The organism is Geobacillus genomosp. 3 (assembly GCF_000445995.2).
GTDB lineage: Bacteria > Bacillota > Bacilli > Bacillales > Anoxybacillaceae > Geobacillus.
This window is the reverse complement of the sequence record NC_022080.4, coordinates 3,261,067-3,287,433: the sequence shown is the minus strand read 5'-3', so window position 1 is coordinate 3,287,433 and position 26,367 is coordinate 3,261,067. Positions and strand designations below refer to the sequence as shown.

Genomic DNA, 26,367 nt, shown 5'->3' with positions numbered 1-26,367 from the left:
AATGGAGACCTTTCAATTGATGTTTCTCCGGCATGTCAAGTACATATTGTATTTGCTCGCTATCTACACGCTCGGCGTTGGGTTTACGCCATACAAAACCGTTTTTCTTAGCCTAATTCTTGGTACGGTCATCAGCCTCTTCATGCTTTGGAATTTAACCCGGAAAATCGAAAAATTCGGACAGGCAGTGGCAGCGCGCAAAAAAGTACGCACGCTTGGCACGCTATCGCGTCTAGCCCTCGCCGCATTGGCGGCTGTCATCGTCCTAACGTATCCGCAACATTTTGCCCTTGTGCCAACAGTCGTGGGATTAATGACATCCTATATTGTCATTATAATAGATTTCCTCTTCCAAAAATGGAAAAAAGATAAGCTGCACACATGAAAGAGAGGTGAGACACGAATGGAACACGGAGCGCCGATTGTTGAATTTTTAGGCCTTACGTTTAATTTATCGAACATTTTGATGATTACGGTTACGAGCTTGATCGTTTTCATCATCGCTTTGGCCGCAACGCGCTCGCTCCAGCTGCGTCCGAAAGGGATGCAAAACTTCATCGAATGGGTCTTTGACTTTGTCAAAGGCATTATCAACAGCGCGATGGACTGGCAGACGGGCGGCCGCTTTTTGACGTTAGGCGTCACGCTCATCATGTATATTTTCGTCGCCAACATGCTCGGGCTGCCGTTTTCCGTCCATGTAAACGGCCAACTTTGGTGGAAATCGCCGACCGCTGATGCGACAATCACCTTGACGCTTGCGGTGATGGTTGTCGGCCTCACTCACTACTACGGCATCAAAATGAAAGGTGTATCTGGATATTTGCGTGAGTACACCCGGCCGATGGCCTTCCTGTTCCCACTGAAAATCATTGAAGAGTTTGCCAATACGCTGACGCTTGGCTTGCGTCTTTTCGGGAACATTTATGCGGGTGAAATTTTGCTTGCCCTGCTCGCCGGGCTCGGCACGAACCATGGCGTGCTTGGCGCGATCGGCGGTGCCCTTCCGATGATGGCATGGCAAGGGTTCAGTATTTTTGTCGGCTCTATCCAAGCGTTTATTTTTACGATGTTAACAATGGTTTATATGGCGCACAAAGTCAGCCATGACCATTAATGATATCATTATCATCATTACACGAATATAAAAGGAGGATACATCATCATGAATTTAATTGCAGCTGCCATTGCAGTAGGTTTAGCGGCGTTAGGCGCCGGTATCGGCAACGGTTTAATCGTCGGTCGTACAGTCGAAGGGATTGCACGTCAACCGGAATTGCGTCCGGTGTTGCAAACGACGATGTTCATCGGGGTTGCGTTAGTTGAGGCGCTTCCAATCATCGGTGTCGTTATTTCCTTCATCGTCATGAACCGTTAACGGAATATGGTTGGAATGATGGCGAAGTTCGTGTCAACGACCACCTTCGCCATTCCTTTATGTACGATTTTGCGATCATCGCGTCAGTGCGATAGCTGTCGAAAGGAGTGAAACGCGGTGTTATTGGAGGCAAACGTTTGGGTGCTCGGCGAAGCAGCGCACGGCATCAACAGCGGCGATATCATTTACCAGCTGCTCATGTTCATCATTTTGCTCGCTTTGCTGCGCAAATTCGCTTGGCAGCCGCTAATGAATATCATGAAACAGCGCGAAGAACATATCGCGAATGAAATCGAACAGGCAGAAAAACGTCGCCAAGAGGCGGAAAAACTGCTTGAAGAACAGCGTGAACTGATGAAGCAATCGCGCCAAGAAGCGCAAACGCTCATTGAAAATGCGCGCAAGCTTGCCGAAGAGCAAAAAGAACAAATCGTCGCCTCGGCCCGTGCGGAAGCGGAACGAGTAAAAGAAGCGGCGAAACAAGAAATCGAGCGTGAAAAAGAACAGGCGATGGCCGCGCTCCGCGAACAAGTGGCTTCGTTGTCTGTCTTCATCGCCTCGAAAGTGATTGAAAAAGAATTGACCGAACAAGACCAGCGCAAGCTGATCCAAGCATACATTAAGGACGTTCAAGAGGTAGGAGGAGCGCGATGAGCCAAGAAGTGATCGCTAAGCGGTATGCGTCCGCTCTGTTTCAAATCGCGCTTGAACAACAGCAGCTAGACCGAATCGAAGAAGATATCCGCGCCGTGCGCCAAGCGTTGGTGGAAAACGGCGAGTTTTTATCGATTCTTTCCAACCCGAAACTTTCCTTGGACAAGAAAAAAGCGCTCGTTCGTGAAGTGTTTGCCGGCGTTTCCACCCCGGTGCAAAACACGCTTTTGCTTCTTCTTGAGCGCCATCGCTTCGGCCTTGTGCCTGAACTGGCAGATCAGTTTGTCGCCCTTGCCAACGATGCGCGCGGCATCGTTGAGGCGACGGCGTATTCGGCCCGGCCGTTGACGGATGAGGAACTGCAGGCGCTTTCTGACGTATTTGCCAAAAAAGTTGGCAAAGAGACGCTCCGCATTGAAAATATCGTCGACCCGGAATTGATTGGCGGCGTGAAGCTGCGCATCGGCAACCGCATTTATGACGGCAGCGTCAGCGGGCAGCTGGAACGGATTCAGCGGCAGCTCATTGGTTAACATTTGGAGACAGGGGTGAAAGGCATGAGCATTCGAGCGGAAGAAATTAGCGCGCTCATTAAGCAGCAGATTGAAAACTACGAATCGCAAATTCAAGTGAGCGATGTTGGCACCGTCATCCAAATCGGTGACGGGATCGCCCGCGTTCACGGGCTTGATAACGTCATGTCCGGCGAGCTTGTCGAATTTGCTAACGGCGTGATGGGCATGGCGCTGAACTTGGAAGAAAACAACGTCGGGATCGTTATTTTAGGTCCGTATACCGGCATTAAAGAAGGCGATGAAGTGCGCCGCACGGGCCGGATTATGGAAGTGCCGGTAGGGGAAGCGCTCATCGGCCGTGTCGTCAACCCGCTCGGTCAGCCGGTTGACGGATTGGGCCCGGTTGAAACGACGGAAACGCGCCCGATCGAAAGCCCGGCGCCGGGTGTTATGGATCGGAAATCGGTGCATGAGCCGTTGCAAACAGGGATTAAAGCGATCGACGCGCTCGTGCCGATCGGCCGCGGTCAGCGTGAGCTCATCATCGGTGACCGGCAAACAGGGAAGACGTCAGTCGCCATTGACACGATTCTCAACCAAAAAGACCAAAATATGATTTGTATTTATGTGGCCATCGGTCAAAAAGAATCGACCGTTCGTACGGTTGTCGAAACGCTCCGCAAACATGGCGCGCTCGACTATACGATCGTCGTCACTGCTTCGGCGTCGCAACCGGCTCCGCTCTTGTTCCTGGCGCCGTATGCGGGCGTATCGATGGGCGAATATTTCATGTATAAAGGCCAACACGTATTGGTGGTTTACGACGACTTGTCGAAACAAGCCGCTGCGTACCGCGAGCTGTCGCTTTTGCTTCGCCGTCCGCCAGGCCGTGAAGCGTATCCGGGGGATGTCTTCTACTTGCACTCCCGCCTGCTCGAGCGCGCGGCGAAATTGAGCGATGCCAAAGGCGCCGGCTCGTTGACCGCGCTTCCGTTCGTCGAAACGCAAGCGGGCGACATCTCCGCTTACATTCCGACGAACGTCATCTCGATCACAGACGGGCAAATTTTCTTGCAATCCGACCTGTTCTTCTCCGGCGTCCGCCCGGCGATCAACGCAGGGTTGTCCGTCTCGCGCGTCGGTGGCGCCGCGCAAATTAAAGCGATGAAAAAAGTATCGGGGACGCTCCGTTTGGACTTGGCCGCATACCGCGAATTAGAAGCGTTCGCCCAATTCGGTTCCGACCTCGATAAAGCGACGCAGGCGAAACTCGCACGCGGGGCGCGCACGGTTGAAGTGCTGAAGCAAGATTTGCATCAGCCGATTCCGGTTGAAAAGCAAGTCGCCATCATTTATGCTCTGACGCGCGGCTTTTTGGATGACATCCCGGTTGAAGATGTGCGCCGTTTCGAAAAAGAACTTTTCTTGTGGCTCGACCAAAACGGGCAGCACTTGCTTGAGCATATCCGGACGACGAAAGACCTTCCGAATGAGGAAGATTTCAATAAAGCGATCGAAGCGTTCAAGAAAACGTTTGTCGTTTCCCAATAAGGCTGACGGGGGCGTTTCGGCCCCCGCACCTGTTAGATCTCGTGCAACAAAAAGGTGGTGAAACCTTTGGCATCGTTACGCGACATTAAAACGCGCATCAATTCGACGAGAAAAACGAGCCAAATCACGAAAGCGATGGAAATGGTCTCGACGTCGAAATTAAACCGCGCGGAGCAAAACGCGAAATCGTTCGTCCCATACATGGAAAAAATGCAGGAAGTCGTGGCCAACGTCTCGCTTGGCGCCGGCGGTGTCTCCCATCCGATGCTCATCTCGCGTCCGGTGAAAAAGACAGGATATTTAGTCATCACATCGGACCGCGGTTTAGCCGGGGCGTACAACAGCAACGTGCTGCGCACCGTCTACCAAACGATTCAGGCGCGCCATACCTCCCCGGACGAGTACGCCATCATCGTCATTGGCCGCGTCGGGTTAAACTTTTTCCGCAAACGGAACATGCCGGTTATTCTCGATATTACCCGCTTGCCGGATCAGCCGTCGTTTGCCGATATTAAGGAGATTGCTAACAAAACGGTCGGGTTGTTCGCCGATGGCACGTTTGATGAACTATATATGTACTATAACCATTACGTGAGCGCCATCCAACAAGATGTGACAGAACGGAAGCTGCTCCCGCTCACCGATTTGGCTGACAATCAGCAGCGCACGGTGTACGAATTTGAACCGTCGCAAGAGGAAATTTTGGACGTCTTGTTGCCGCAGTACGCGGAGAGCCTTATTTACGGCGCGTTGCTCGATGCGAAAGCGAGCGAACACGCCGCCCGGATGACAGCGATGAAGAACGCGACCGACAACGCGCATGAACTCATTCGCACGTTGACGCTTTCCTACAACCGCGCTCGCCAAGCTTCGATCACGCAAGAAATTACGGAAATTGTCGCCGGGGCAAACGCCTTGCAATAGCGGACTAGCAAGTTAGGAGGGAAAACGATGACAAGAGGACGCGTTATTCAAGTCATGGGTCCGGTTGTAGACGTCAAGTTCGAAAACGGCCACTTGCCGGCCATCTACAACGCCCTGAAAATTCAACATCAAGCGCGCAACGAAAACGAAGTCGATATCGACTTGACATTGGAAGTCGCCTTGCATCTTGGCGATGATACAGTACGGACGATCGCGATGGCATCGACCGACGGCTTGATCCGCGGCATGGAAGTCGTCGATACCGGGGCGCCGATTTCGGTACCGGTTGGCGATGTCACGCTTGGCCGCGTGTTTAACGTCTTGGGCGAGCCGATCGATTTGCAGGACGAGATCCCGGCTGAAGCCCGTCGTGACCCGATTCACCGTCCGGCGCCAAAATTCGATGAACTGGCGACGGAAGTCGAAATTTTGGAAACCGGGATTAAAGTCGTCGACTTGCTCGCCCCGTATATCAAAGGTGGTAAGATCGGCTTGTTCGGCGGTGCCGGCGTAGGGAAAACGGTCTTGATCCAAGAGCTGATCCATAACATCGCCCAAGAGCACGGCGGGATTTCCGTTTTCGCTGGTGTCGGTGAACGGACGCGTGAAGGGAACGACTTGTACCATGAAATGAAAGATTCCGGCGTTATTAGCAAAACGGCCATGGTGTTCGGACAAATGAACGAGCCGCCGGGCGCGCGGATGCGCGTTGCGTTGACCGGCTTGACGATGGCTGAATATTTCCGCGATGAGCAAGGGCAAGACGTATTGCTCTTTATCGATAACATTTTCCGTTTCACACAGGCCGGCTCCGAAGTATCGGCGTTGTTAGGCCGCATGCCGTCGGCCGTTGGTTATCAGCCGACATTGGCGACGGAGATGGGCCAGCTGCAAGAGCGGATCACGTCAACAGCAACAGGCTCGATCACCTCAATCCAGGCGATTTACGTTCCGGCCGACGACTATACAGACCCGGCTCCGGCGACGACGTTCTCGCACTTGGATGCGACGACAAACTTGGAGCGGAAGCTCGCCGAGATGGGGATTTATCCGGCCGTTGACCCGCTTGCTTCGACATCGCGCGCGCTGGCGCCGGAAATTGTCGGTGAAGAGCATTACCAAGTTGCCCGCCGCGTACAGCAAACATTGCAGCGCTATAAAGAGCTGCAAGACATTATCGCCATCTTAGGGATGGACGAACTGTCCGATGAAGACAAGCTCGTCGTCCACCGCGCCCGCCGCATTCAATTTTTCTTATCGCAAAACTTCCACGTGGCGGAACAGTTCACGGGCCAACCGGGTTCGTACGTGCCGGTGAAGGAAACGGTGCGCGGCTTTAAAGAAATTTTGGAGGGCAAATACGACCACCTTCCGGAAGATGCGTTCCGCTTAGTCGGCCGCATTGAAGAAGTGGTTGAAAAAGCGAAAGCCATGGGCGTCGAAGTGTGACCCGGGATAGGGGGATTGGACAATGAAAACGATCCATGTGAGCGTCGTCACTCCTGATGGCCCGGTGTACGAAGGCGATGTCGAAATGGTGAGCGTGAAGGCGAAAAGCGGGGAGCTCGGCATTTTGCCGGGGCACATTCCGCTTGTCGCCCCGCTCGAGATCAGCGCGGCCCGTCTGAAGAAGGACGGCAAAACGGACTATGTTGCGGTTAGCGGCGGCTTTATCGAAGTCCGCCCGGACAACGTGACCATTTTGGCCCAAGCTGCTGAGCGGGCGGAAGACATTGATGTCCTTCGCGCCAAAGCGGCAAAAGAGCGGGCGGAACGCCGCTTGCAAAGCCAACAGGATGATATTGACTTCAGGCGGGCCGAACTGGCGCTAAAACGCGCCTTGAATCGCTTGAATGTTTCTGAAATGAGATAAGCAGAGGAGCGAATGCCCCTCTGCTTTTTTTGCTGTTTGGCTAGTCGAAAGCGAAGGATGAAGGCCATAGGGCGATGACTTTCCCGCCTGTCCAGTGGCGCCTGCCAACGGAGATAGACACGTCGTTTTCCCGTCTCGTTTCCCCCTCCCATTGTCTTCATCCGTTTTGCTCCCTTGAAGCGGACGATCCTATTTGTCTTTGTGCGATCGGCATCGGCGCTTTGCCATCGTGTTGACAGGGATAATCTGAAGTTTTGCTGACACGTCTGGATATAAATGTTATAATAGATTCGAAGAAATTGTTTAAAAATTTCAATATTAACAACATACGTATGTAGTAAACCGGGAAGGGGGCGGGCTTATTGAGCAACATTTATGCCAACAGTTATTTGATTGTCTTTGTCTTTCTTTGCCTTGGGGTGCTGCTGCCAATCGGGGCGCTTACGGCCGGACGCTTGTTGCGGCCGCACGTGCCGGACGAGGAGAAGGCTACGACTTATGAAAGCGGTAACATCCCATTTCATGACTCGCGCATCCAATTCCAAGTCCGTTATTACTTGTTTGCCTTGCTATTTGTTATTTTTGACGTCGAGACAGTGTTTTTATACCCGTGGGCGGTCGTTTACGACCAACTCGGCTTGTTTGCTTTAGTGGAAATGATCATTTTCATCGTTTTGCTTGCCATTGGCCTCATTTATGCCTGGAAAAAGAAGGTGTTACGATGGATGTAAAATGGGATGGCATGACGTTTGACGAAATGGAAGAAGTAAAGCGCAACGTGTTTTTTACGACGTTGGAACAGTTAAAAGGGTGGGCGCGAAGCAATTCGCTCTGGCCGCTGACGTTCGGTCTCGCCTGTTGCGCGATTGAAATGATGGCGGTCGGCGGCGCTCATTACGACCTTGATCGGTTCGGCTCGTTTTTCCGCGCCTCACCACGGCAATCAGACGTTATGATCGTCTCCGGAACGGTGACGAAAAAAATGGCGCCGCTTTTGCGCCGGTTGTACGATCAAATGCCGGAGCCGAAATGGGTGATCGCCATGGGATCATGCGCGACAGCCGGCGGACCGTATGTGAAATCGTACAGCGTCGTTAAAGGGGTTGACCAAATCGTCCCGGTCGACGTGTACATACCCGGCTGTCCACCAAACCCGGCGGCGCTTATTTACGGCATTCATAAACTAAAAGAAAAAATCCGCTTGGAAGCCAAAACGGGGAAGAAGGTGTTGTAACCGATGGATGAGGAAAAAGATTTGGCCCAGCGAAAAAGAGAAGCGGCCGAGCGGGCGAAGCAGCTGGCGCGCGAACGGCTGGCCGCCAAGCAGGCGGCCGAACAGGCCAAGTCGGCCGACAGTCCTCCCGCCGACGGTGTGAAAACACCTTCGGATTCGTCTGCCAGCCCGGCAAACAAAGAGTCGGATGTGGCGCAACCAGCATCAGCTGAAGATCTCGCAGCAGCGAAAAAACGGGCCGCGGAAGAAGCGCGAGCGAAGGCAGCCGAACTGCGCCGTCAGCGCGAGGCGTCAGCGTCGGGTGCGACAGGCGACGACCTTGAGGCGGCGAAGAAGAAAGCGGCGGAAGAAGCGCGGGCGAAGGCAGCCGAACTGCGCCGTCAGCGCGAGGCGTCAGCGTCGGGTGCGACAGGCGACGACCTTGAGGCGGCGAAGAAGAAAGCGGCGGAAGAAGCGCGGGCGAAGGCAGCCGAGCTGCGGCGACAGCGTGAGGCATCGGCGTCGGGTGCGACAGGCGACGACCTTGAGGCGGCGAAGAAGAAAGCGGCGGAAGAAGCGCGGGCGAAAGCAGCCGAACTGCGCCGTCAGCGTGAGGCGTCAGCGTCGGGTGCGACAGGCGACGACCTTGAGGCGGCGAAGAAAAAGGCGGCAGCGGCAGCGAAAGCCAAGGCGGCGGCACTGGCCAAACAAAAGGCCGCTGAAGCGGCGGGAAGCGACGATGAGCTGGCGAAACAAAAAGCGGCGGCCGCCGCGAAGGCGAAAGCGGCCGCCGCGGCGGCAAAAGCAAAAGCAGCGGCCGCCGCCCGCGCGAAGGCCGGAGCCGCTAAAGCGGGGGACGGAGCGGAGAAACCGTCTTCCCCGTCGCCGAACGATCCGCTGCTTCAAAAATATGTCCGCGTCATTCAGGAACATCTCGGGCCGGACGTGCTGGAAGACGCATATGTCAACAGGCTGGCCAAAGACGTACCGACCCTTGTTGTTAACAAGGAATCGTACTACAAAGTGGCCGAGTTTTTAAAATACAATGAACAGCTTCGGTTTGACTATTTGTCCGAGCTGCACGGCACCGATTTTCAAACGCATATGGAAGTGTATGTCCACTTGTACTCGTACCCGAATCGACAGCCAGTAGCGCTCAAAGTGAAAATCGAGCGCGACAACCCGGAAATCGATTCGCTCGTCCCGCTTTGGCCCGGGGCGAACTGGCCGGAATGCGAAGCGTACGACTTGCTTGGCATCCGATTCCGCGGCCACCCGAACTTAATCCGCATCTTCCTCGGGGAGCAATGGGTCGGGCATCCGCTGCGCAAAGATTACGAGCCGTATGATGCGGAGGTGTGAACGATGCTGCGCACAGAAGAAATGATTTTAAACGTCGGCCCCCAACACCCGAGCACGCACGGGGTGTTCCGCCTCATTTTAAAAATTGATGGTGAAATCATCCAAGAAGCGACGCCGGTCATCGGTTACTTGCACCGGGGGACGGAAAAAATCGCCGAAGGGCTCCAATATACGCAAATCATCCCGTACACCGACCGGATGGACTATTTGTCGGCGATGACGAACAACTATGTGCTTTGCCATGCGGTCGAAACGATGATGGGCATTGAAGTGCCGGAGCGGGCCGAGTATTTGCGCGTTCTTGCCATGGAGCTCGGGCGGGTCGCCAGCCACCTCGTCTGGTGGGGGACGTATTTGCTTGACCTTGGCGCGACGAGCCCGTTTTTGTACGCGTTCCGCGAGCGCGAAATGATTATTAATCTATTAAATGAGCTGTCCGGGGCGCGGCTGACGTTCAACTATATGCGCATCGGCGGCGTCAAATGGGACGCGCCGGACGGCTGGATCGACAAAGTGAAGCAGTTCGTCCCGTACATGCGCGAAAAATTGGCCGGCTACCACGACCTTGTCACCGGCAACGAAATTTTCCGCGAACGCGTGACAGGCGTCGGGCGGTATACGAAAGAAGAAGCGATCAGCTATTCGCTGAGCGGCGTCAACTTGCGGTCGACCGGCGTCAAATGGGATTTGCGCAAAGATGAGCCGTACTCGATCTATGACCGCTTCGAGTTCGACGTGCCGGTGCGAGAAGGCGGCGATTGCCTCGCCCGCTATGAATGCCGGATGGCGGAAATGGAACAGTCGCTCCGCATCATCGAGCAAGCGTGCGAGCAGTTTCCGGCTGACGGGCCGATCATCGGGAAAGTGCCGCGCATTATTAAGGCGCCGCCGGGTGAGACGTTTGTCCGCATCGAGGCGCCGCGCGGCGAGATCGGCTGCTATATTGCGAGCGACGGAAAAAAAGAGCCGTACCGCCTCAAGTTCCGGCGCCCGTCGTTTTACAATTTGCAAATACTCCCGAAGCTGCTCAAAGGGGAAAACTTGGCCAATGTCATCGCCATTCTCGGATCGATTGACATTGTGCTCGGGGAGGTCGATGGATGATGGAGCAATGGCTCGAATCGGCGCCAAGCTGGACGAACGCCGCCGTCTTTTTCGGACTTGGAGCGCTTTTGTTGGCGACAGTGCTCGGGTTCGTTACGTACGGCATTTTGGCCGAACGGAAAGTGATGGGATTTATGCAAGGGCGCATCGGCCCGAACCAAGTCGGCGGCCGCCTGGGGCTTTTGCAAACCGTCGCTGACGTATTAAAGCTGCTGCTAAAGGAAGATACGATTCCGAAAGCGGCTGATCGTCCGCTGTACATGTTGGCGCCGATCATCGCCTTTACGCCGTCGTTTATGGTGTTGGCGGTGCTGCCGTTTACCGAGTCGTTCCGGTTTGCCGATATCGGCGTCGGCCTTTTGTATTATATTGCCGTTTCCGGTTTGACCACAGTCGGGGTTGTCGCCGGCGGCTGGGCGTCAAACAACAAATACGCCCTGCTTGGCGGCATGCGCGCGGCGGCGCAAATGATTTCGTATGAGATTCCGCTCGTCATGTCGGCGCTTGGTGTCGTGCTGTTGGCCGGAAGCATGAACTTAGTGGACATCGTCGAAGCGCAGGACGACGTATGGTTCATTTTCGCCCAACCGCTCGCCTTTTTGATTTTCTTTATTGCAGCGGTAGCCGAATTGAACCGGGTGCCGTTTGACTTGCCGGAGGCAGAATCTGAGCTCGTCGCCGGCTTTCACGTCGAATATTCCGGATTCCGCTGGGCGTTTTTCATGCTTGCTGAGTATGTGTACATGTTTGCCATGGCGGCGCTGATCACGATTTTGTTTCTTGGCGGCTGGCATCCGGTCGCATTTCTCGGCTGGATTCCTGGAGCGGTTTGGTTTGCGCTGAAGTTTTGTGCGGTCATCTTTGTCTTGATTTGGTTCCGCGCGACGTTCCCGCGCGTGCGCGCCGACCAGCTGATGGAGTTTGCCTGGAAAGTGTTGCTCCCGCTTTCGCTCGTCAATATCGTGTTGACGGCCGTTATAAAATCGTTGTTCTTCTAAACGAACGGGGTCCCGCCTTGCTGGGGAGGCGACCCGCCGCCCATAGGCACGGCTCCGTGGTGTTCGGAGCCCGTGGCCGTACCGGAACGTTATTTTTCCCACGAGAGGGGTAGACGGATGATCGGGTTAGTGAAAGGATTAGCGTATACGTTAAAAGAGTTGACGCGCGAAAAGGTGACATACGATTACCCGCACGAGCCGCTCCCGCTCCCGGATCGGTTTCGCGGCATCCAAAAGTTTTATCCGGAAAAGTGCATCGTCTGCAACCAGTGCATGAACATTTGTCCGACCGAATGCATTCAGCTGACGGGGAAAAAACATCCCGATCCGACGAAAAAAGGGAAAGTGATTGACACGTACAACATTAACTTTGAAATTTGCATTTTATGCGATTTGTGCACGGAAGTATGCCCGACGGAAGCGATCGTCATGACGAACAACTTCGAACTCGCTGAATATAGCCGCGACGCCCTGTATAAAGATTTGACCTGGCTTGATGAAAACGACACGAACGTCAGAAGGGAGAATAAGCCGTGAGCGGAACCGACATTGCTTTTTTCCTGCTCGCCCTTGCAGCCATTGCCGGCGGGGTGACGATGCTCCAATTGACGAACGTCGTCCATATGGTCATCGCCCTCGTCATGACGTTTTTGGGCATCGCCGGGCTGTATGTCTTGCTCTCCGCCGAGTTCGTCGCCGTCGTGCAAGTGCTCATTTATTCCGGGGCTATCACCATCATTATGCTGTTTGCCATCATGTTGACCCGTCATCATGGCGATGACGCGGAGCGCCAAACGGCGGTTGGCATCTGGCATAAAGCGGTCGTTGCCGTCTCTGTCCTCGCCTTTGGCCTCGCTGTTTACTTTGGCATCCGCCGTCTTGATTTTGGGGCTGACGGCAGCGCGCTCGCGGCTGATAACGCGAGGGAGATCGGCAAATGGCTGTATTCGTATTATACGATTCCGTTTGAAATCGTGTCCGTCATTTTGCTTGTCGCCTTGATCGGGGCGATCGTGCTGGCGAGAAAAGACGGCAAGGAGGCGGAAGACGAATGACATTATCGGCTTATTTGGCGTTGGCGCTTATCTTATTTTGCATTGGGCTGTACGGAGCGCTGACGAAACGAAATACGGTCATCGTCCTCATTTGCATCGAGCTTATGTTAAATGCGGTCAACATCAACTTCGTCGCTTTTGCCAAATACGGCGCCCATCCCGGCGTTCACGGCCACGTGTTCGCGTTGTTTGCGATCGCCGTAGCGGCAGCGGAGGCGGCTGTCGGCTTGGCCGCACTCATCGCCTTTTACCGCAACCGCAAAACGGTTCAAGTCGATGAAGCCAATTCATTGAAACATTAGAAAAGGGGATGGGGAAAGATGATGAACCTGGCTTGGGTTGTGCCGCTGTTCCCGCTTTGTTCGTTTGTTTTGCTGCTGTTGTTCGGGCGGAAATGGAAGAAAGCGAGCGCCTATGTCGGCATCGCTGCCACGTTTCTGTCGCTGCTGGCGGCCATCGCTGTGCTCGTTGGCCGCCTTGGCGGGGCAACGCATGAAGTGAACTGGACATGGATGACCATCGGCGACGTGACGCTCACAGCCGGGGTTTCTGTTACAGCGTTAAACGCATGGATGCTCGCGGTCGTCGCGTTTGTCAGCTGGCTCGTCCATATTTACTCGCAAGGGTATATGGCGGGGGACGAACGGTTTTCGACTTTTTATGCGTACTTAGGGCTGTTTACGTTTGCGATGCTCGGGCTTGTGCTGTCGCCGAACTTGCTGCAGGCGTACATCTTCTGGGAGCTCGTCGGGCTCGGTTCGTTTTTGCTGATCGGTTTTTACTTCTATAAAGAAGAAGCAAAAGCAGCAGCGAAAAAGGCGTTCATTATGACGCGTATCGGCGATGTCGGCTTTTTCATCGGCATAATGCTCTTGTTTTGGCAGACGAAAAGCTTTGATTACGACGACATTTTCCGCGCCGTCGGCGACGGCACACTGTCGCCGGACATGACGACCCTGACGGCTATTCTCATTTTTATTGGCGCCATCGGCAAGTCCGGGCAGTTTCCGCTCCATACGTGGCTCCCGGATGCGATGGAAGGACCGACGCCGGTGTCGGCGCTCATCCATGCCGCGACAATGGTGGCGGCTGGGGTGTACCTCGTTGCTGCGTTGTTCCCGCTCTTTGAGGCAAGCGAAGCGGCCATGATGACCGTGGCTGTGATCGGCGGGGTGACGGCGATTTTCGCCGCGACGATCGGCTTGGTGCAGACGGACATTAAACGGGTTCTTGCCTATTCGACGGTCAGCCAGCTCGGCTATATGATGCTTGCGCTCGGATCCGGCAGTTATGTCGCCGCCATCTTCCATTTAACGACGCACGCCTTTTTCAAAGCGTTGCTCTTTTTGGCCGCCGGCAGCGTCATTCACGCCGTTCATACGCAAAACATTGAAGAGATGGGCGGGCTTTGGCGGCGGCTGCCGTGGACCGCGCCGCTCTTTTTGGTCGGGGCGCTATCGATCAGCGGCGTTCCGCTGTTTGCCGGCTTTTTCAGCAAGGACGAAATTTTAGCGGCGGCTTGGGCGAACGGGCCGGTCGAGCTCTTTTGGCTCGCGGTTGCCGCGGCGCTGCTGACGTCGTTTTATATGTTCCGGCTCTTTTTCCTCGTCTTTGCGGGACCGGCGCGTCACCAAGGCGAGGCGCATGAAGCGCCGGCGTCCATGGTCGGGCCGATGGTGGTGCTCGGCGTGTTGTCGATCGCTTCCGGGTACATTCAAACGCCGTGGTTTGGCTCGTTCCTCGGTGAGTGGCTGACCGATGGGACTTACCATCATGAAGCGGCGCCGGGGTGGCTCGCCGTTGTGGCGACAACTGTGTCGCTTGCCGGGATTCTCCTTGCCTGGCTCATGTACGGAAAGCGGACCGTGCCGCGCGACTGGTTGTCCGCGCGCACGCCGCACGTGTACGAATTGCTGCGCCACCACTATTACATTGACGACCTCTACCGGTGGACGGTTGTAGCGTTTGTGTCATTCCTTAGCCGCCTGTTGGCGTATGTCGACCGCTTCCTTGTCGAAGGGCTCGCCCGGCTGGCTGCCGGCATCGTCGGCACGGCTGCGTCCGCCGGCTCGCGTGGACAAAACGGGCAAGCGCAGACATATGGGGCGGTGACGGTGGCCGGACTGGCCATTTTGGTCGTCATCTTCGCGTTGACAGGGGGGAACTGGCTATGATCTTTTTGTCGCTGCTCGTTTTTTCACCGCTGTTAGGCATCCTTTTGCTGGCGTTTGTCCGCCGGACGGATACGAAAACGATTCAATGGCTTGGCACCGCCGCCACCGTACCGCCGTTATTGTTGGCACTGTTTGCGTTCATCCAGTCATGGCGCGGCTTTCCTCTTGAGCAGCTCGATGAGGCGCGCGATTGGGTGCGGCTCGCCAACCTTCCGTTTTTAACAGACGCGGCGTATGTGATCCGTTATGAGCTTGGCATTGACGGGCTGTCGCTTGTGTTTATCGTCCTGACTGCTGTGTTGGGGACATTGGCCGCTGTCGCGTCCGTGCTGATCAAAACGGAGAAAAAAGGATATTTTATGTGGCTGCTCGCGCTTGAAATTGGCATGCTTGGCGTGTTTGCCGCCGCCAACTTCATCTGGTTTTTCCTCTTCCTCGAAGTGACGCTGGTTGCCATGTTTTTGCTCGTCGGCAAATGGGGCGGGTTTGAGCGCGAACGGGCGGCATACGGCTACTTGCTGTACAATGGGCTCGGCTCGGCGCTGTTGCTGATTGTCATTGCCGTGCTTGTCGCCCGCACCGGAACAGCAAATTTCGCGCTCCTTCATGAAATGTTACATAATCCGGTCGCCCAAGGGCAGCTGATCGCCCCGTTGACGGCAGAAGCGCGTCATTGGCTGCTTGGCGGGTTGCTGTTGGCGTTTGCCGTCAAGCTGCCGGCTGTTCCGCTTCATCGCTGGCTCATCCGCGTTCACGTCGAAGCGCCGCCGCCGGTCGTTATGCTCCACGCCGGAGTGTTGCTGAAAATTGCGGCATACGGGATGATCCGCTTCGGGATCGGCCTGTTTCCGGATGAGTTTCGCACGTTTGCCGGCGCCATTGCGGTGTTGGGGGTCGTCAATGTGCTATACGGAGCGCTGTTGGCGCTCCGGCAGCGCGAGCTGAAACATGTGCTCGCCTATTCGAGCGTATCGCATATGGGGGTCGTGCTCGTCGGTCTTGGCGCGCTCAATGAGGCCGGCATTCAAGGAGCAGTGTTTCAGTCGGTCGCCCACGGGCTGATTGCCGCCTTGTCGTTTTTGCTCGTCGGCGTTCTCGCCAACCGGATCGGAACGACCGACATCAACCGGCTTGGCGGGCTGGCGAAAGCGATGCCGCTTTTTTCCGGGTATTTGCTAACCGCGGCGCTCGCCCTGCTTGGACTGCCGGGGCTTGCCGGATTTGTCGGCGAATTCACTGCTTTTCTCGGACTGTTTGCAACGAAGCCGGCGCTGGCGGCGGCCGGGGCACTCGGGTTGATTTTCGCCGCCGTTTATTCGCTGCGGGCCATTCTTGACATCACGTTTGGCCGCGCCCGCGAACGATATGAATCGGCGTTGGGCCTGCACGGGTCGCAAGAGTCTGCGGCGGGTTTGGGTGAGCCGCGAGGGGATGCAATCGATTTACAAGCGAAAGAAGCCGTGCCGGCGTTCGTCCTCGTCGTCTTGATCGTGGCGGTCGGCGTGTATCCGCAGTTATTGGCCGGGCCGCTTGCCGCCGTGCTGGAGACGATGATGAACGGGTTAGGGGGTTGATCGACATGAACGATGTGTGGCAAGCAAATTGGAGCATGATGACACCCGAATGGATCGTTCTCGCGGCGGCGGTCGTGCTGTTATTGATTGACTTGGCCATGCCGAAGGAGCGAAGCCGCCGCCCGCTCGCCTGGGGCGCAGCGGCGGCAGCTGTGGTCGCATTGGCGGTGACGGCGGCAATGATTCCGGCCGAGCCGGTTTCAATTTTGCACGATACGTTCCGGCTTGATGGCTTTGCGAAAGCGTTCAAGCTCATCTTGCTAGCCGGCGGGGCGCTCGCTCTTCTCCTTGTCGCCGAGTGGGAGCCGAAAGAGGGCGGCCGCTATCGTGGTGAATTTGTCTACATGATGCTGTTTGCTTTGCTTGGGGCGATGATGGTGGCTTCAAGCGGCGATTTGTTGACGCTGTTTGTCAGCATCGAGCTGCTTACGGTCTCGTCCTACATTTTGGCCGGCTTGCGCAAAACGGCAACGGCGTCGAACGAGGCGGCGCTCAAATATGTGATTAACGGCGGCATCGCCACCGCCATCATGCTGTTTGGCATGAGCTATGTATTCGGTTTGACCGGAACGACGAATCTCGGCGATATGGCGCGCCGGCTGCAGGAGACGAACGAGACGTACATGCTCGCTTTGGCCTTCCTTCTGTTGTTGATTGGCGTTTCGTTTAAGCTGGCGACCGTCCCGTTCCATATGTGGGCGCCGGACGTGTACGAAGGGGCGCCCGTTCCGGCGACGGCGTTTTTCAGCGTCGTATCGAAAACAGCCGGCTTCGTTCTCCTTCTCCGCCTGTTTGTGACGATGTTTGCCGCCGCGCCGGCAGAAGGACGGGACCCGTCATCACTCTTGCTGTCGATGCAGCCCGTCATCGCCGTGCTGGCCGGACTGACGATGATCATCGGCAACGTCGTGGCGCTTCGGCAGCGGAGCTTAAAGCGGCTCCTCGCCTACTCGAGCATCGCCCATGCCGGCTACTTGCTCGCCGGGTTTGCCGCGATGTCATGGACGATGATCGATTCGCTTTGGATTTACTTGCTCGCCTATGTGTTTATGAACATTGGAGCGTTTGCCATCGTGGCGCATATCGTCAACGAAACCGGCTCTGATGATTTGGCCGGGCTCGCCGGTTTATACCGGCACCGTCCGCTCTTGGCAGCGGCACTCGGCTTGTTTTTGCTCTCGCTCGCCGGCATTCCGGGGACGGCCGGATTCATCGCCAAGCTCTATTTGTTCATCGGCCTTGTCGTGACCGAACCGGGCCATTACGTGCTGGCTGCGGTGATGGCGATCACGACCGTCATCTCGTACGTGTACTATTTCAACTTGCTCGTTCAGCTCTTTTTCCGCCCGGCTTCTCTCGCGCCATTGCGCCGCTTGCCGGCGGGATTGTCGACCGCTGTGGTCCTTTGCGCGCTCGGAACGCTGGCGGTCGGTTGGGCGCCGGGGCTTGCGTACGATGTGCTCGCCCAATTCGGGCATTTTGGTGATTTTTTGCCGTAACGGTACAATAAGGGGAGAGGAACGCCTCTCCTCTTTTTTGTTAAACAGGGGGTACGGAATTCCTTTATCGAGGGCAACAATGAGAGAAAATGAGGCGGTGGACCTTTTTTCGAGAGAGGGTGTTAGCAGTTAAACCATTTTTATAACGATTTATACAACTCTATGCGTAAATAATAAAATTTTATGGCATTATTTATGTATAGGGTGATTGCGATGGAGGATGACAGTATTGGCAAATGGAGCAAATCTGTCAACGCTGCAACGTAGACATGGAAATGATCGACCAAACAGAGCCAACCAAGCCAAGAAGAGGATAAGGGAGTTAAAAGCTGGAGAAGCGTTTGCACCGATTGCAGCGCCAATGCTCAAGAAAGTATGAAATGAATAAAATTCAAGAGAAAGGTGGTGCAATCCGTTACGTCAAAACACGCAACACGGCAAAACTCGAAAGACAGATGCAGAAGATACGGATTCGATTGGAACATAAACGCGTGGACTACGAAAACCTTGTAGAGTTTTGTAAGTTTTGCGTAACGGTGGAAAGCGGTGATGTCAATCATTGGCCAACAGGCATTGGTTGCGATTATCGTTCATTTGGCGTTTATGGCCGTGACGTGGTGGACGCTCCAAGCGGTGCGGATTGATCTGTTGCTGAAGCCAAACCGCGTCGTCCAAGGGCGGCTGTTGTACATTTTGCTCACGATTGCCATCGGCTCAACGGTCGCGAACTTTTTCCTTGACTATTGGGCATGGTCAACTGATTTGCCGTATTTGTTCCGCGATTGAGGGGAGCGGGTGGTTGGAATCCGCTCAAGCAAAGCCGCCAAAGCCGCTTTTGTCGCATCGTGTCGGCTTATCTTCCGCCCAAGCCCTGTTTTTGTTCCGTTCGCCGCTCCCCTGCATCTGCTCGATCGCCACACTTCCACAAGCGGTGCGCCTTACCGCCTTCTAGTGCCCGCCGCACGCCCGGCCGCGGGCTCCTTCCCCCTTTGTGAGCGGCGTTGCCCGCTCGCTCTTTTTTTATGCATGAAAACGATTTCAAAAATCATCTGTTGTCGATTTTTTTGACGTATGTTCCCTTGCCTGGTGGCAACAATAACAAGTAAGGAGAGGAAGGGAACGAAGATGAGAAAAAAACAGATCAAATGGCTGATGGCGCTCATGCTCACAAGTCTGTTTTTGGCCGCATGGCAGTACCGGACGGAAGGTGCGCGGGGAGACGAATGGTCGGTACCGATGGAAACAATGGCACATACATTAACGCAACACGGTGCCTCACTTGGCCGCTGGGTCATTTACACAAGAGAGTATGCCCACGATATTCAAAATGATGCGGACTTTTTCAAAAAAATGGCCGAACTGAAACAAACGTATCGTTCGTTTCGCTGGTCGTTCAGCCGCACAAGTCATTGGCAAAAAGCGATCGGCAAACGCGAACACCCCTTCTTTCAAGAACAAATTCAGCTCGTGATGACCGTCACAAATGGGACGCCGCAAACGTATATCCTCTATGAAGCAACTGGCCCTACATGGAGCCAAACTAGGTGGAAAGAAGCAGCACAACACATTCGAGAAAAGACGAACGGACTATTTGTGAACGATCCTACATTTTATGCTTGTATTGAAGGCGAGTTCAATGGTAATATGAAAGGTGGTTTGTTCAACCAGGCCTCTCAATTGCTGCGAGACTTTCAAGCGACGCCTGTCGAGTGGTTGCGGGAAGAGTCATTTGTCTCCCTGTCTGCATATACTGGGCAGTGGAAGAACGTTCTCCCGGCCGCCAATCACCAGAAGATGAACATGCAACTCGCCTTGAGAGAAAGATTGGGCGGCAAGACGCGCGTCGTTGTTGGAACCCCAATCATTACCATTGAATATTAATATAGAGAAATTGGACGCGGAGGGGAATACCTTGGAAAAGATCATCGTCCGTGGCGGAAACCGGTTGAGCGGCACCGTCAAAGTGGAAGGTGCAAAAAATGCCGTTTTGCCCGTCATCGCTGCCACCTTATTAGCGACTAAAGGAACAAGTACGATTCATGATGTGCCTGCTCTTTCCGATGTATATACAATCAGCGAAGTGCTCCGCTATTTAGGCGCCGATGTGCGCATCGCCGGCAATGCCGTGATGGTCGATGCCACCGGTCCGTTGACGGTGGAAGCGCCGTTTGAATATGTGCGGAAAATGCGCGCTTCCGTGCTCGTGATGGGACCGCTGTTGGCGCGCAACGGCCGAGCCCGTGTTGCGCTGCCGGGCGGTTGTGCCATTGGTTCGCGCCCGATTGATCAACACTTAAAAGGCTTTGAAGCAATGGGCGCCTCCGTGAAAGTCGGCAACGGCTTTATTGATGCAGAAGTGAACGGCCGTCTCCGCGGCGCCAAAGTATATTTGGACTTCCCAAGCGTCGGAGCGACAGAAAATATTATGATGGCAGCCGTGCTCGCGGAAGGCATGACCGTGATTGAAAACTGTGCCAAAGAGCCGGAAATCGTTGATTTGGCGAACTTTTTGAATGCGATGGGTGCCAAGGTGCGGGGCGCCGGCACGGGCACGATCCGTATTGAAGGGGTCGACGAGCTTGTCGGTACGGCGCATACGGTCATCCCGGACCGCATCGAAGCCGGCACGTTTATGGTCGCCGCCGCCATCACGGGCGGCAACGTCCTCGTGCAAGGGGCGGTTCCCGAACATTTAAGCTCACTTATTGCCAAGCTGGAAGAAATGGGCGTGACGGTCATCGAAGAGGAAAACGGCGTGCGTGTCATCGGTCCGGAAACGTTGAAAGCGGCCGATATTAAGACGATGCCATACCCTGGATTTCCGACCGACATGCAGTCGCAAATGATGGCTCTCTTGTTAAAAGCGGAAGGCACCAGCATGATCACGGAGACCGTCTTTGAAAACCGCTTCATGCATGTGGAAGAATTCCGCCGGATGAACGCCGATATTAAAATTGAAGGACGCTCCGTCATTATTAACGGCCCGTGCCAGCTGCAAGGCGCCGAGGTGGCGGCAACGGATTTGCGCGCTGCGGCTGCTTTGATTTTGGCCGGCCTCGCAGCGGACGGCTACACGCGCGTGACCGAGCTGCGCCATCTTGACCGCGGCTATGTCCGCTTCCACGAAAAATTGGCGGCGCTTGGCGCCGATATTGAACGCGTCCGCGAAGAAACGGAACAACTTGACCAAGTCCAAGCGATCGAATGGAACGGATAATGGCGAAAAACGACCGTGAACTACCGTTGGTAGGGAATGGTCGTTTTTTTTGCATTTCCTGGCCGCCCCTTCCTTGGCCAACGTTAGCCCCCGCTTGACCGGCCAATGCCACCCTTCCGCGTTTTGACCGCAAAATCCGCTCGTTCAAGGATGGGAGGGAACGCGAAAGAAAACTGTCATATATACTTGTCCGAGCCCATAACTATAGTAACGAACCGAAGCCATGCAGGCATTGATTCATGATGTCCGCTTGCGCTCGAAAAATGCATATTGGGGGCTCGGCTATGGTGAAACGACTAAAACCAGTAATCGTACTCGCACTATGCCTATTTGTCGCCATCCTCGTCATTCCGGCGGCGCTCGTTCTACCATTTTACGACGGGAAGGTGGCAAAATTGGCCGAACAACTGCACAAGCAAGAACAACTCCAACGTTCGCAGGCAGCCGAAGGGCCGTCCGTTGACGTGGCGGTCTACCGAAGCAAAGAACAACGCGTAGAAAAAATTCCTCTCGAACAATATGTCATTGGCGTTGTAGCGGCGGAAATGCCGGCTGAATTTGAACTCGAGGCGTTAAAGGCACAAGCGCTGACAGCCCGAACGTACATTGTCAAACAGCTGCTTGCCAACCAGCCGTTTCGCCTGCCCGAAGGCGCAAACGTGACAGATACGGTGACACACCAAGTGTATTACAGTGATGACGAACTGCGGAAGCTATGGGGAAGCGACTATGACTGGAAAATGAAAAAAATAACGAAGGCGGTTTTGGATACGCGCGGACAAATTTTAACGTACAACAATGAACCGATCGAGGCGCTCTTTTTTTCCACAAGCAACGGGTATACTGAAAATTCAGAGGCGTATTGGCAAAACGAGTTTCCGTATTTAAAGAGCGTAGCCAGCCCGTGGGATACACAATCGCCGAAGTTTTATCAGCGAAAAACGATGACCGTTGCGGAATTTGAACGGCGTCTTGGCGTAACGCTGTCCGCCGACGGTTCGGTCGGCGTCATTTTATCACGCACGCCCGGCCGCCGCGTCGGTGAAGTGAAAGTTGGCGGCAAGACGTTTACCGGCCGCGAGGTGCGTGAACGGCTCGGCTTGCCGTCAACCGATTTTACGTGGGTGCGGAAAGGCGATGACATCATCATCACGACAAAAGGCTACGGTCATGGCGTCGGCATGAGCCAGTATGGTGCCAACTTTATGGCCCAAGAAGGGAAAACGTACGCCGACATTGTCAAACATTATTACCGCGGCGTCCGCATCTCCTCAGCGACTGCTTTTTTGAATAAGTTGACCGTGAAAAAATAACGGAGCGTCCGCTCCGATTTTTTTTGCATAAAACGAGGCCGAATGTCAAAAAATAAGCAAAAAAATTGTTTGCGGCGTGTATATCTTTTCCTCTTTCTGTTCAAAATGGTTGCTGAGGTGATGAACATGAGAGAGGAACAAAAACAACCGTCGCTGAAGCGTTTCTTTCGCAAACGTTGGGTATTTCCGGCTATTTATCTATCTTGCGCGGCGTTGATTGTCGCCGGCGCGCTCTGGTTCCAGGCGGACAAACAGGAGAACGCGGGCGAAAACGACGTGGCGAAAAACGGCACCGCCGAGCAAGAAAACCCGGCCATTCCGGTCAATGAAGCGGTCGAAAACATCGCGATGCCTGTGCTCGATCCGAACGCAGTACAAGTGAAAACACCGTTCTATGACGAAAAAGCATCGGAACAAGAACAGGAAGCAGCCCTCGTCTTTTATGATCATACGTACCATCCAAACCAAGGGATCGACCTTGTGCGCCAGGACGGCAAAACGTTTGACGTTACGGCTGCATTAAGCGGCACGGTCACGAAAGCGGAAAAAGACCCGATTTTAGGTTACGTGGTGGAAATCAACCATGAACAAGGGGTCACGACCGTCTATCAATCGCTCGCTGACGTGAAAGTGGAAGCAGGCGATACGGTGAAACAAGGCGAAGTGCTTGGCAAGGCAGGGCAAAGCGAATTTAACAAACAAGCGGGCATCCACGTCCACTTTGAAATTCGCAAAGACGGTAAACCGGTCAACCCGATCGACTACGTCGATAAACCGTTGACCGCTTTGACCGACAAAGCCGAAGACAACGCCGGAACGGATAACGCCAACGCAAGCGAAGAGAAGAAAGCGACGCCAAGCGACGAAACAGCGCCGACGCAAGACAACACGGCGAACGAAACGGAACAAACGCCGGCTGACGAAAACACAACGGCGCCAAACGACGACCAACAAGACCAACATGATGACGCGTCTTCCTACAAAACGCCAGACGCCTCGATCGGCATGGCAAGAGCCTAACCGACATAGCGCTTGACAAAGAAAAAGGCCCTCTGTTTGCCAGGACAAACAGAGGGCCTTTTTTCCGTTCAAGGGGGAGCGCAACCGAAAGAAAGAGTTTCCAACGCACCGCTTCAACCGATATAATGATAGAAAAATGGATGCGTAGGCGGGTGACGATGCAGTGAAACTAGACGACATTGACCGCAAAATCCTGGAGATGTTAATTGAAGATGGCCGCATGTCCTATGTCGACATCGGCAAAAAGCTCAACTTATCGCGCGTTGCCGTCCGCGAGCGGGTCAACCAGCTCGTCAAACACGGTGTCATTGAAAAGTTTACCGTTGTCATCAATTCGGAGAAATTCGGCAAACAAGTGTCGGCGTTTTTCGAGGTCGACTGCGAGCCGGCGTATTTGGTCGAAGTGGCGCAAAAGTTGGCGGAGAACCCGAGCGTGGCGAGCTGCTACCAAATGACCGGCCCGAGCACGCTCCATATGCACGTCCTTGTCGAAGACTTTGCCGCCCTGGAAAAATTCATCAACAACGAGCTGTACGCCCTAGAAGGCATCACGAGAGTGGAAAGCCATATTTTGCTGCGCCGCTTCAAGAGCCGGACGGGGTTGAAGTTGTAGCGGCCTCCGGCAACGGAAGAAGCGTCATGGAACAGCGCCCCATAAAGGGGCGTTTTTTATTTGCTATGGATCGAAATCGGTTCGGTTGTTCTTGCATATACGACCGGTATTAGAACCTCCTTCGCGCCGGCGCAGTGGAATTGCCGCCTGCCCGCTTGAGGAAGCTTCGCCCAGCCGCTCCGCAGGCAAGGCCCGAATGTTCTTGCCATCCTGGCGGGCGCCCCGCATCTCTTATTGCAGCGCGTCACGTAAAAATGCATGTTCGGCCAACTAAAAAAATTCACTTTTTTTAGAGAATTATGTAGAAAAATCATTCGAATTCCTATATAATCATAAAAAACGAAATCATGATTAACTTTGTTAAATAATATTATAAATTTGATTAACAAATGTATAAAAAATTCCTTTTTATAAAAACAACAGAAAAGGGGTGAACACGATGGCAGGGATGATTGTCAGAAGATTCCTACAACTTATTTTGTTGTTAATCGGCATCTCCTTTCTCGTCTTTACGAGCATGTACATTGCTCCGGGAGATCCGGCAGCCATTATCGCCGGCCCGACCGCATCGCAGTCTGACATTAACGCCATCCGCGAAGATTTAGGGCTCAACGACCCGTTTCTCGTCCAGTATGGTCGCTACATGAATGGGCTGCTTCATGGCGATCTCGGCTATTCGTACCAAACGAAACAGCCGGTGTGGGATGCGATCGCAACGCGGTTTCCGAACACGCTCAAACTCGCGATTGCCAGCATTATCGTCGCGGTGATCATCGGCGTTGTCGCCGGCATTATTTCTGCCATTCGGCAAAATTCATGGTTTGATGTGTCCAGCACCGTGTTTGCCTTGGCGGGCATTTCGATTCCGAACTTTTGGTTAGGGACTGTGCTCATTTTAATTTTTGCCGTCAACTTGCAGCTGTTGCCGGTCGGCGGGCTGGACCAGCCATTTTACACCGCAGAAGGGCTGAAACAGTTAATATTGCCGGCCATTACGCTCGGAACCGGATCGGCGGCGATGATTGCCAGGATGAGCCGCTCGTCGATGTTGGAAGTCATCCGGGCCGACTTTATCCGGACGGCGCGGGCGAAAGGCTTAAGGGAGCGGACGGTCATTTGGGTGCACGCGCTGCGCAACGCGATGATCCCAGTCATTACCGTCATCGGCTTGAACTTTGGCTTTTTGCTTGGCGGGACGATCATCACGGAGCAAGTTTTCGCCATCAACGGCGTCGGCCGCCTGATGGTGCAAGCCATCGCCGCCAGGGACTTCCCGATGGTGCAAGGCTCCGTCCTGCTCGTCGCTACATTGTTTGTCCTAGTCAACTTGATTGTCGACATTATTTATACGTTGGTCGACCCGCGCATTAGCTACGACTAATCCACTGATAGAGAGGAGGAAAACCGATGGAAACCGGTGCAGCGGTTCAAACCGGCCAGGCGTCGGCCGGGGTTCGACGCAAGAAAGAGAAAATGTATGTCACCACGATCAAGCGGCTGTTGAAAAACAAACTGGCGGTTGTCGGGCTGATCATCATCGTCATTCAAGTGCTGATGGCCATTTTTGCCCCGTGGCTGGCCACCCATGACCCGGTGAAGCAAAACTTGGCGGCTGCCGAGCTGCCTGTCTTCTCCGACGGCCATTGGCTCGGGACCGATAACTACGGACGGGACATTTGGAGCCGCATCGTCTATGGTGCCCGCATTTCTCTCGTTGTCGGCATTGTTTCCGTCAGCTTGGGACTGATCGGCGGGGTGGCGCTCGGATTGCTGGCAGGCTATTACAAAAAGCTTGACGGGCTGATCATGCGGATTGTCGACTTGCTGTTTGCGTTTCCGGGCATTTTGCTCGCCATGCTTATCATCGCGATTTTAGGGACGGGCCTCATCAATGTGGCGATCGCCATCAGCATTTGGTCGATTCCGACGTGCGCCCGCATCGTCCGCGGCAGCGTCTTGTCCGTGAAAAACCGCGAGTACATATTGGCGATGAAAGCGCTCGGGGCCGGCAACGCCCGCATCATCATGAAGCATATTTTGCCGAACTGCCTGGCGCCGATCATCGTTTTCGCGACGATGCGCATGGCGACCGCCATTTTGTCGACCGCTTCGCTCAGCTATCTAGGGCTAGGCGCCCAGCCGCCGACGCCGGAGTGGGGGGCGATGATCGCCGCCGGACAGGCGTTTATGTGGACATCGCCGCATATGACGATCGTCCCAGGCATCGCGATTATGCTTGTCGTCTTTGCTTTTAACGTCGTGGGCGACGGATTGCGCGATGCGCTTGATCCGAACATGGATATCAACTAACTCAACATACCTATTGGGGG

Annotated in this window: 28 protein-coding genes; all 28 read left to right on the top strand. The window is 54.5% G+C overall.

What is annotated here, in order from left to right; all coding sequences use genetic code 11:
• Position 1 precedes the first annotated feature (1 nt).
• The 28 genes from M493_RS16400 (at position 2) to M493_RS16265 (ending at position 26,347) form a co-directional block, all read left to right on the top strand.
• Complete coding sequence (locus M493_RS16400) at positions 2–385, top strand: ATP synthase subunit I (RefSeq protein ID WP_020961510.1); 384 nt, start codon at positions 2–4, stop codon at positions 383–385.
• Between the two features lie 18 nt (positions 386–403).
• Positions 404–1,117: a F0F1 ATP synthase subunit A gene (atpB, locus tag M493_RS16395; RefSeq protein WP_020961509.1), complete on the top strand. Its 714-nt coding sequence runs from the start codon at positions 404–406 to the stop codon at positions 1,115–1,117.
• A 48-nt stretch (positions 1,118–1,165) separates the two neighbouring features.
• On the top strand, positions 1,166–1,378 hold the full coding sequence (gene atpE / locus M493_RS16390; protein WP_017436872.1) for a F0F1 ATP synthase subunit C: 213 nt from the start codon (positions 1,166–1,168) through the stop codon (positions 1,376–1,378).
• A gap of 117 nt (positions 1,379–1,495) precedes the next feature.
• Positions 1,496–2,032 (top strand): F0F1 ATP synthase subunit B, encoded by a 537-nt coding sequence (gene atpF / locus M493_RS16385; RefSeq protein WP_020961508.1) that lies wholly within the window; start codon positions 1,496–1,498, stop codon positions 2,030–2,032.
• Positions 2,029–2,565: a F0F1 ATP synthase subunit delta gene (locus M493_RS16380; RefSeq protein WP_020961507.1), complete on the top strand. Its 537-nt coding sequence runs from the start codon at positions 2,029–2,031 to the stop codon at positions 2,563–2,565. The genes atpF and M493_RS16380 overlap by 4 nt, the downstream gene beginning before the upstream one ends.
• 24 nt (positions 2,566–2,589) lie before the next feature.
• On the top strand, positions 2,590–4,098 hold the full coding sequence (gene atpA, locus M493_RS16375; protein WP_020961506.1) for a F0F1 ATP synthase subunit alpha: 1,509 nt from the start codon (positions 2,590–2,592) through the stop codon (positions 4,096–4,098).
• Positions 4,099–4,164: 66 nt separating this feature from the next.
• On the top strand, positions 4,165–5,022 hold the full coding sequence (gene atpG, locus M493_RS16370; RefSeq protein ID WP_020961505.1) for an ATP synthase F1 subunit gamma: 858 nt from the start codon (positions 4,165–4,167) through the stop codon (positions 5,020–5,022).
• Positions 5,023–5,049: 27 nt separating this feature from the next.
• Positions 5,050–6,471: a F0F1 ATP synthase subunit beta gene (gene atpD, locus M493_RS16365; protein ID WP_020961504.1), complete on the top strand. Its 1,422-nt coding sequence runs from the start codon at positions 5,050–5,052 to the stop codon at positions 6,469–6,471.
• 22 nt (positions 6,472–6,493) lie between these two features.
• A complete protein-coding gene (locus tag M493_RS16360; RefSeq protein WP_020961503.1) occupies positions 6,494–6,895 on the top strand; it encodes a F0F1 ATP synthase subunit epsilon in 402 nt (133 codons plus the stop codon).
• Positions 6,896–7,257: 362 nt separating this feature from the next.
• Entirely contained in the window at positions 7,258–7,626 is a 369-nt protein-coding gene (locus M493_RS16355) for an NADH-quinone oxidoreductase subunit A (protein WP_020961502.1), read from the top strand.
• A complete protein-coding gene (locus M493_RS16350; RefSeq protein WP_008880690.1) occupies positions 7,617–8,129 on the top strand; it encodes a NuoB/complex I 20 kDa subunit family protein in 513 nt (170 codons plus the stop codon). The genes M493_RS16355 and M493_RS16350 overlap by 10 nt, the downstream gene beginning before the upstream one ends.
• 3 nt (positions 8,130–8,132) lie before the next feature.
• A complete protein-coding gene (locus M493_RS16345) occupies positions 8,133–9,470 on the top strand; it encodes an NADH-quinone oxidoreductase subunit C (RefSeq protein WP_020961501.1) in 1,338 nt (445 codons plus the stop codon).
• Between the two features lie 3 nt (positions 9,471–9,473).
• Entirely contained in the window at positions 9,474–10,574 is a 1,101-nt protein-coding gene (locus M493_RS16340) for an NADH-quinone oxidoreductase subunit D (protein WP_020961500.1), read from the top strand.
• Entirely contained in the window at positions 10,571–11,572 is a 1,002-nt protein-coding gene (gene nuoH / locus M493_RS16335) for an NADH-quinone oxidoreductase subunit NuoH (RefSeq protein ID WP_020961499.1), read from the top strand. Before M493_RS16340 ends, nuoH begins: the two co-directional genes overlap by 4 nt.
• Before the next feature lie 117 nt (positions 11,573–11,689).
• On the top strand, positions 11,690–12,109 hold the full coding sequence (nuoI, locus tag M493_RS16330; protein WP_020961498.1) for an NADH-quinone oxidoreductase subunit NuoI: 420 nt from the start codon (positions 11,690–11,692) through the stop codon (positions 12,107–12,109).
• Positions 12,106–12,627: an NADH-quinone oxidoreductase subunit J gene (locus M493_RS16325; RefSeq protein WP_020961497.1), complete on the top strand. Its 522-nt coding sequence runs from the start codon at positions 12,106–12,108 to the stop codon at positions 12,625–12,627. Before nuoI ends, M493_RS16325 begins: the two co-directional genes overlap by 4 nt.
• Complete coding sequence (gene nuoK, locus M493_RS16320; protein WP_020961496.1) at positions 12,624–12,929, top strand: NADH-quinone oxidoreductase subunit NuoK; 306 nt, start codon at positions 12,624–12,626, stop codon at positions 12,927–12,929. The genes M493_RS16325 and nuoK overlap by 4 nt, the downstream gene beginning before the upstream one ends.
• A gap of 18 nt (positions 12,930–12,947) precedes the next feature.
• Entirely contained in the window at positions 12,948–14,801 is a 1,854-nt protein-coding gene (gene nuoL / locus M493_RS16315) for an NADH-quinone oxidoreductase subunit L (protein ID WP_020961495.1), read from the top strand.
• Positions 14,798–16,375 carry an NADH-quinone oxidoreductase subunit M gene (locus tag M493_RS16310; RefSeq protein WP_020961494.1) on the top strand — a complete coding sequence of 526 codons (1,578 nt, stop codon included), beginning with the start codon at positions 14,798–14,800 and terminating at the stop codon, positions 16,373–16,375. Before nuoL ends, M493_RS16310 begins: the two co-directional genes overlap by 4 nt.
• Before the next feature lie 5 nt (positions 16,376–16,380).
• Positions 16,381–17,874, top strand: a complete 1,494-nt coding sequence (gene nuoN, locus M493_RS16305) for an NADH-quinone oxidoreductase subunit NuoN (RefSeq protein WP_020961493.1) — start codon at positions 16,381–16,383, stop codon at positions 17,872–17,874.
• 546 nt (positions 17,875–18,420) lie between these two features.
• Positions 18,421–18,660, top strand: a complete 240-nt coding sequence (locus M493_RS16300) for a DUF1146 family protein (protein WP_041267804.1) — start codon at positions 18,421–18,423, stop codon at positions 18,658–18,660.
• 339 nt (positions 18,661–18,999) lie between these two features.
• Positions 19,000–19,755: a YwmB family TATA-box binding protein gene (locus M493_RS16295; RefSeq protein WP_020961491.1), complete on the top strand. Its 756-nt coding sequence runs from the start codon at positions 19,000–19,002 to the stop codon at positions 19,753–19,755.
• A 31-nt stretch (positions 19,756–19,786) separates the two neighbouring features.
• Complete coding sequence (murA, locus tag M493_RS16290; RefSeq protein WP_020961490.1) at positions 19,787–21,091, top strand: UDP-N-acetylglucosamine 1-carboxyvinyltransferase; 1,305 nt, start codon at positions 19,787–19,789, stop codon at positions 21,089–21,091.
• A 284-nt stretch (positions 21,092–21,375) separates the two neighbouring features.
• Positions 21,376–22,404: a stage II sporulation protein D gene (spoIID, locus tag M493_RS16285; RefSeq protein WP_023817794.1), complete on the top strand. Its 1,029-nt coding sequence runs from the start codon at positions 21,376–21,378 to the stop codon at positions 22,402–22,404.
• Between the two features lie 126 nt (positions 22,405–22,530).
• Positions 22,531–23,424, top strand: coding sequence for a M23 family metallopeptidase (locus tag M493_RS16280; protein WP_041268041.1), 894 nt, complete (start codon positions 22,531–22,533; stop codon positions 23,422–23,424).
• Between the two features lie 163 nt (positions 23,425–23,587).
• Entirely contained in the window at positions 23,588–24,037 is a 450-nt protein-coding gene (locus M493_RS16275; protein ID WP_020961487.1) for an Lrp/AsnC family transcriptional regulator, read from the top strand.
• A 439-nt stretch (positions 24,038–24,476) separates the two neighbouring features.
• Complete coding sequence (gene nikB, locus M493_RS16270; protein WP_020961486.1) at positions 24,477–25,418, top strand: nickel ABC transporter permease; 942 nt, start codon at positions 24,477–24,479, stop codon at positions 25,416–25,418.
• Between the two features lie 26 nt (positions 25,419–25,444).
• Positions 25,445–26,347 carry an ABC transporter permease gene (locus M493_RS16265; RefSeq protein WP_020961485.1) on the top strand — a complete coding sequence of 301 codons (903 nt, stop codon included), beginning with the start codon at positions 25,445–25,447 and terminating at the stop codon, positions 26,345–26,347.
• Positions 26,348–26,367: the final 20 nt, after the last annotated feature.

What these genes read in the sequence shown, in the direction of transcription:
- M493_RS16400 (WP_020961510.1), top strand. Translation starts at nt 2, where the DNA reads ATGGAGACCTTTCAATTGATGTTTCTCCGGCATGTCAAGTACATATTG.
- atpB (WP_020961509.1), top strand. Translation starts at nt 404, where the DNA reads ATGGAACACGGAGCGCCGATTGTTGAATTTTTAGGCCTTACGTTTAAT.
- atpE (WP_017436872.1), top strand. Translation starts at nt 1,166, where the DNA reads ATGAATTTAATTGCAGCTGCCATTGCAGTAGGTTTAGCGGCGTTAGGC.
- M493_RS16380 (WP_020961507.1), top strand. Translation starts at nt 2,029, where the DNA reads ATGAGCCAAGAAGTGATCGCTAAGCGGTATGCGTCCGCTCTGTTTCAA.
- atpA (WP_020961506.1), top strand. Translation starts at nt 2,590, where the DNA reads ATGAGCATTCGAGCGGAAGAAATTAGCGCGCTCATTAAGCAGCAGATT.
- atpD (WP_020961504.1), top strand. Translation starts at nt 5,050, where the DNA reads ATGACAAGAGGACGCGTTATTCAAGTCATGGGTCCGGTTGTAGACGTC.
- M493_RS16360 (WP_020961503.1), top strand. Translation starts at nt 6,494, where the DNA reads ATGAAAACGATCCATGTGAGCGTCGTCACTCCTGATGGCCCGGTGTAC.
- M493_RS16350 (WP_008880690.1), top strand. Translation starts at nt 7,617, where the DNA reads ATGGATGTAAAATGGGATGGCATGACGTTTGACGAAATGGAAGAAGTA.
- M493_RS16345 (WP_020961501.1), top strand. Translation starts at nt 8,133, where the DNA reads ATGGATGAGGAAAAAGATTTGGCCCAGCGAAAAAGAGAAGCGGCCGAG.
- M493_RS16340 (WP_020961500.1), top strand. Translation starts at nt 9,474, where the DNA reads ATGCTGCGCACAGAAGAAATGATTTTAAACGTCGGCCCCCAACACCCG.
- nuoH (WP_020961499.1), top strand. Translation starts at nt 10,571, where the DNA reads ATGATGGAGCAATGGCTCGAATCGGCGCCAAGCTGGACGAACGCCGCC.
- nuoI (WP_020961498.1), top strand. Translation starts at nt 11,690, where the DNA reads ATGATCGGGTTAGTGAAAGGATTAGCGTATACGTTAAAAGAGTTGACG.
- nuoK (WP_020961496.1), top strand. Translation starts at nt 12,624, where the DNA reads ATGACATTATCGGCTTATTTGGCGTTGGCGCTTATCTTATTTTGCATT.
- nuoL (WP_020961495.1), top strand. Translation starts at nt 12,948, where the DNA reads ATGATGAACCTGGCTTGGGTTGTGCCGCTGTTCCCGCTTTGTTCGTTT.
- M493_RS16310 (WP_020961494.1), top strand. Translation starts at nt 14,798, where the DNA reads ATGATCTTTTTGTCGCTGCTCGTTTTTTCACCGCTGTTAGGCATCCTT.
- nuoN (WP_020961493.1), top strand. Translation starts at nt 16,381, where the DNA reads ATGAACGATGTGTGGCAAGCAAATTGGAGCATGATGACACCCGAATGG.
- M493_RS16295 (WP_020961491.1), top strand. Translation starts at nt 19,000, where the DNA reads ATGAGAAAAAAACAGATCAAATGGCTGATGGCGCTCATGCTCACAAGT.
- spoIID (WP_023817794.1), top strand. Translation starts at nt 21,376, where the DNA reads ATGGTGAAACGACTAAAACCAGTAATCGTACTCGCACTATGCCTATTT.
- M493_RS16280 (WP_041268041.1), top strand. Translation starts at nt 22,531, where the DNA reads ATGAGAGAGGAACAAAAACAACCGTCGCTGAAGCGTTTCTTTCGCAAA.
- nikB (WP_020961486.1), top strand. Translation starts at nt 24,477, where the DNA reads ATGGCAGGGATGATTGTCAGAAGATTCCTACAACTTATTTTGTTGTTA.
- M493_RS16265 (WP_020961485.1), top strand. Translation starts at nt 25,445, where the DNA reads ATGGAAACCGGTGCAGCGGTTCAAACCGGCCAGGCGTCGGCCGGGGTT.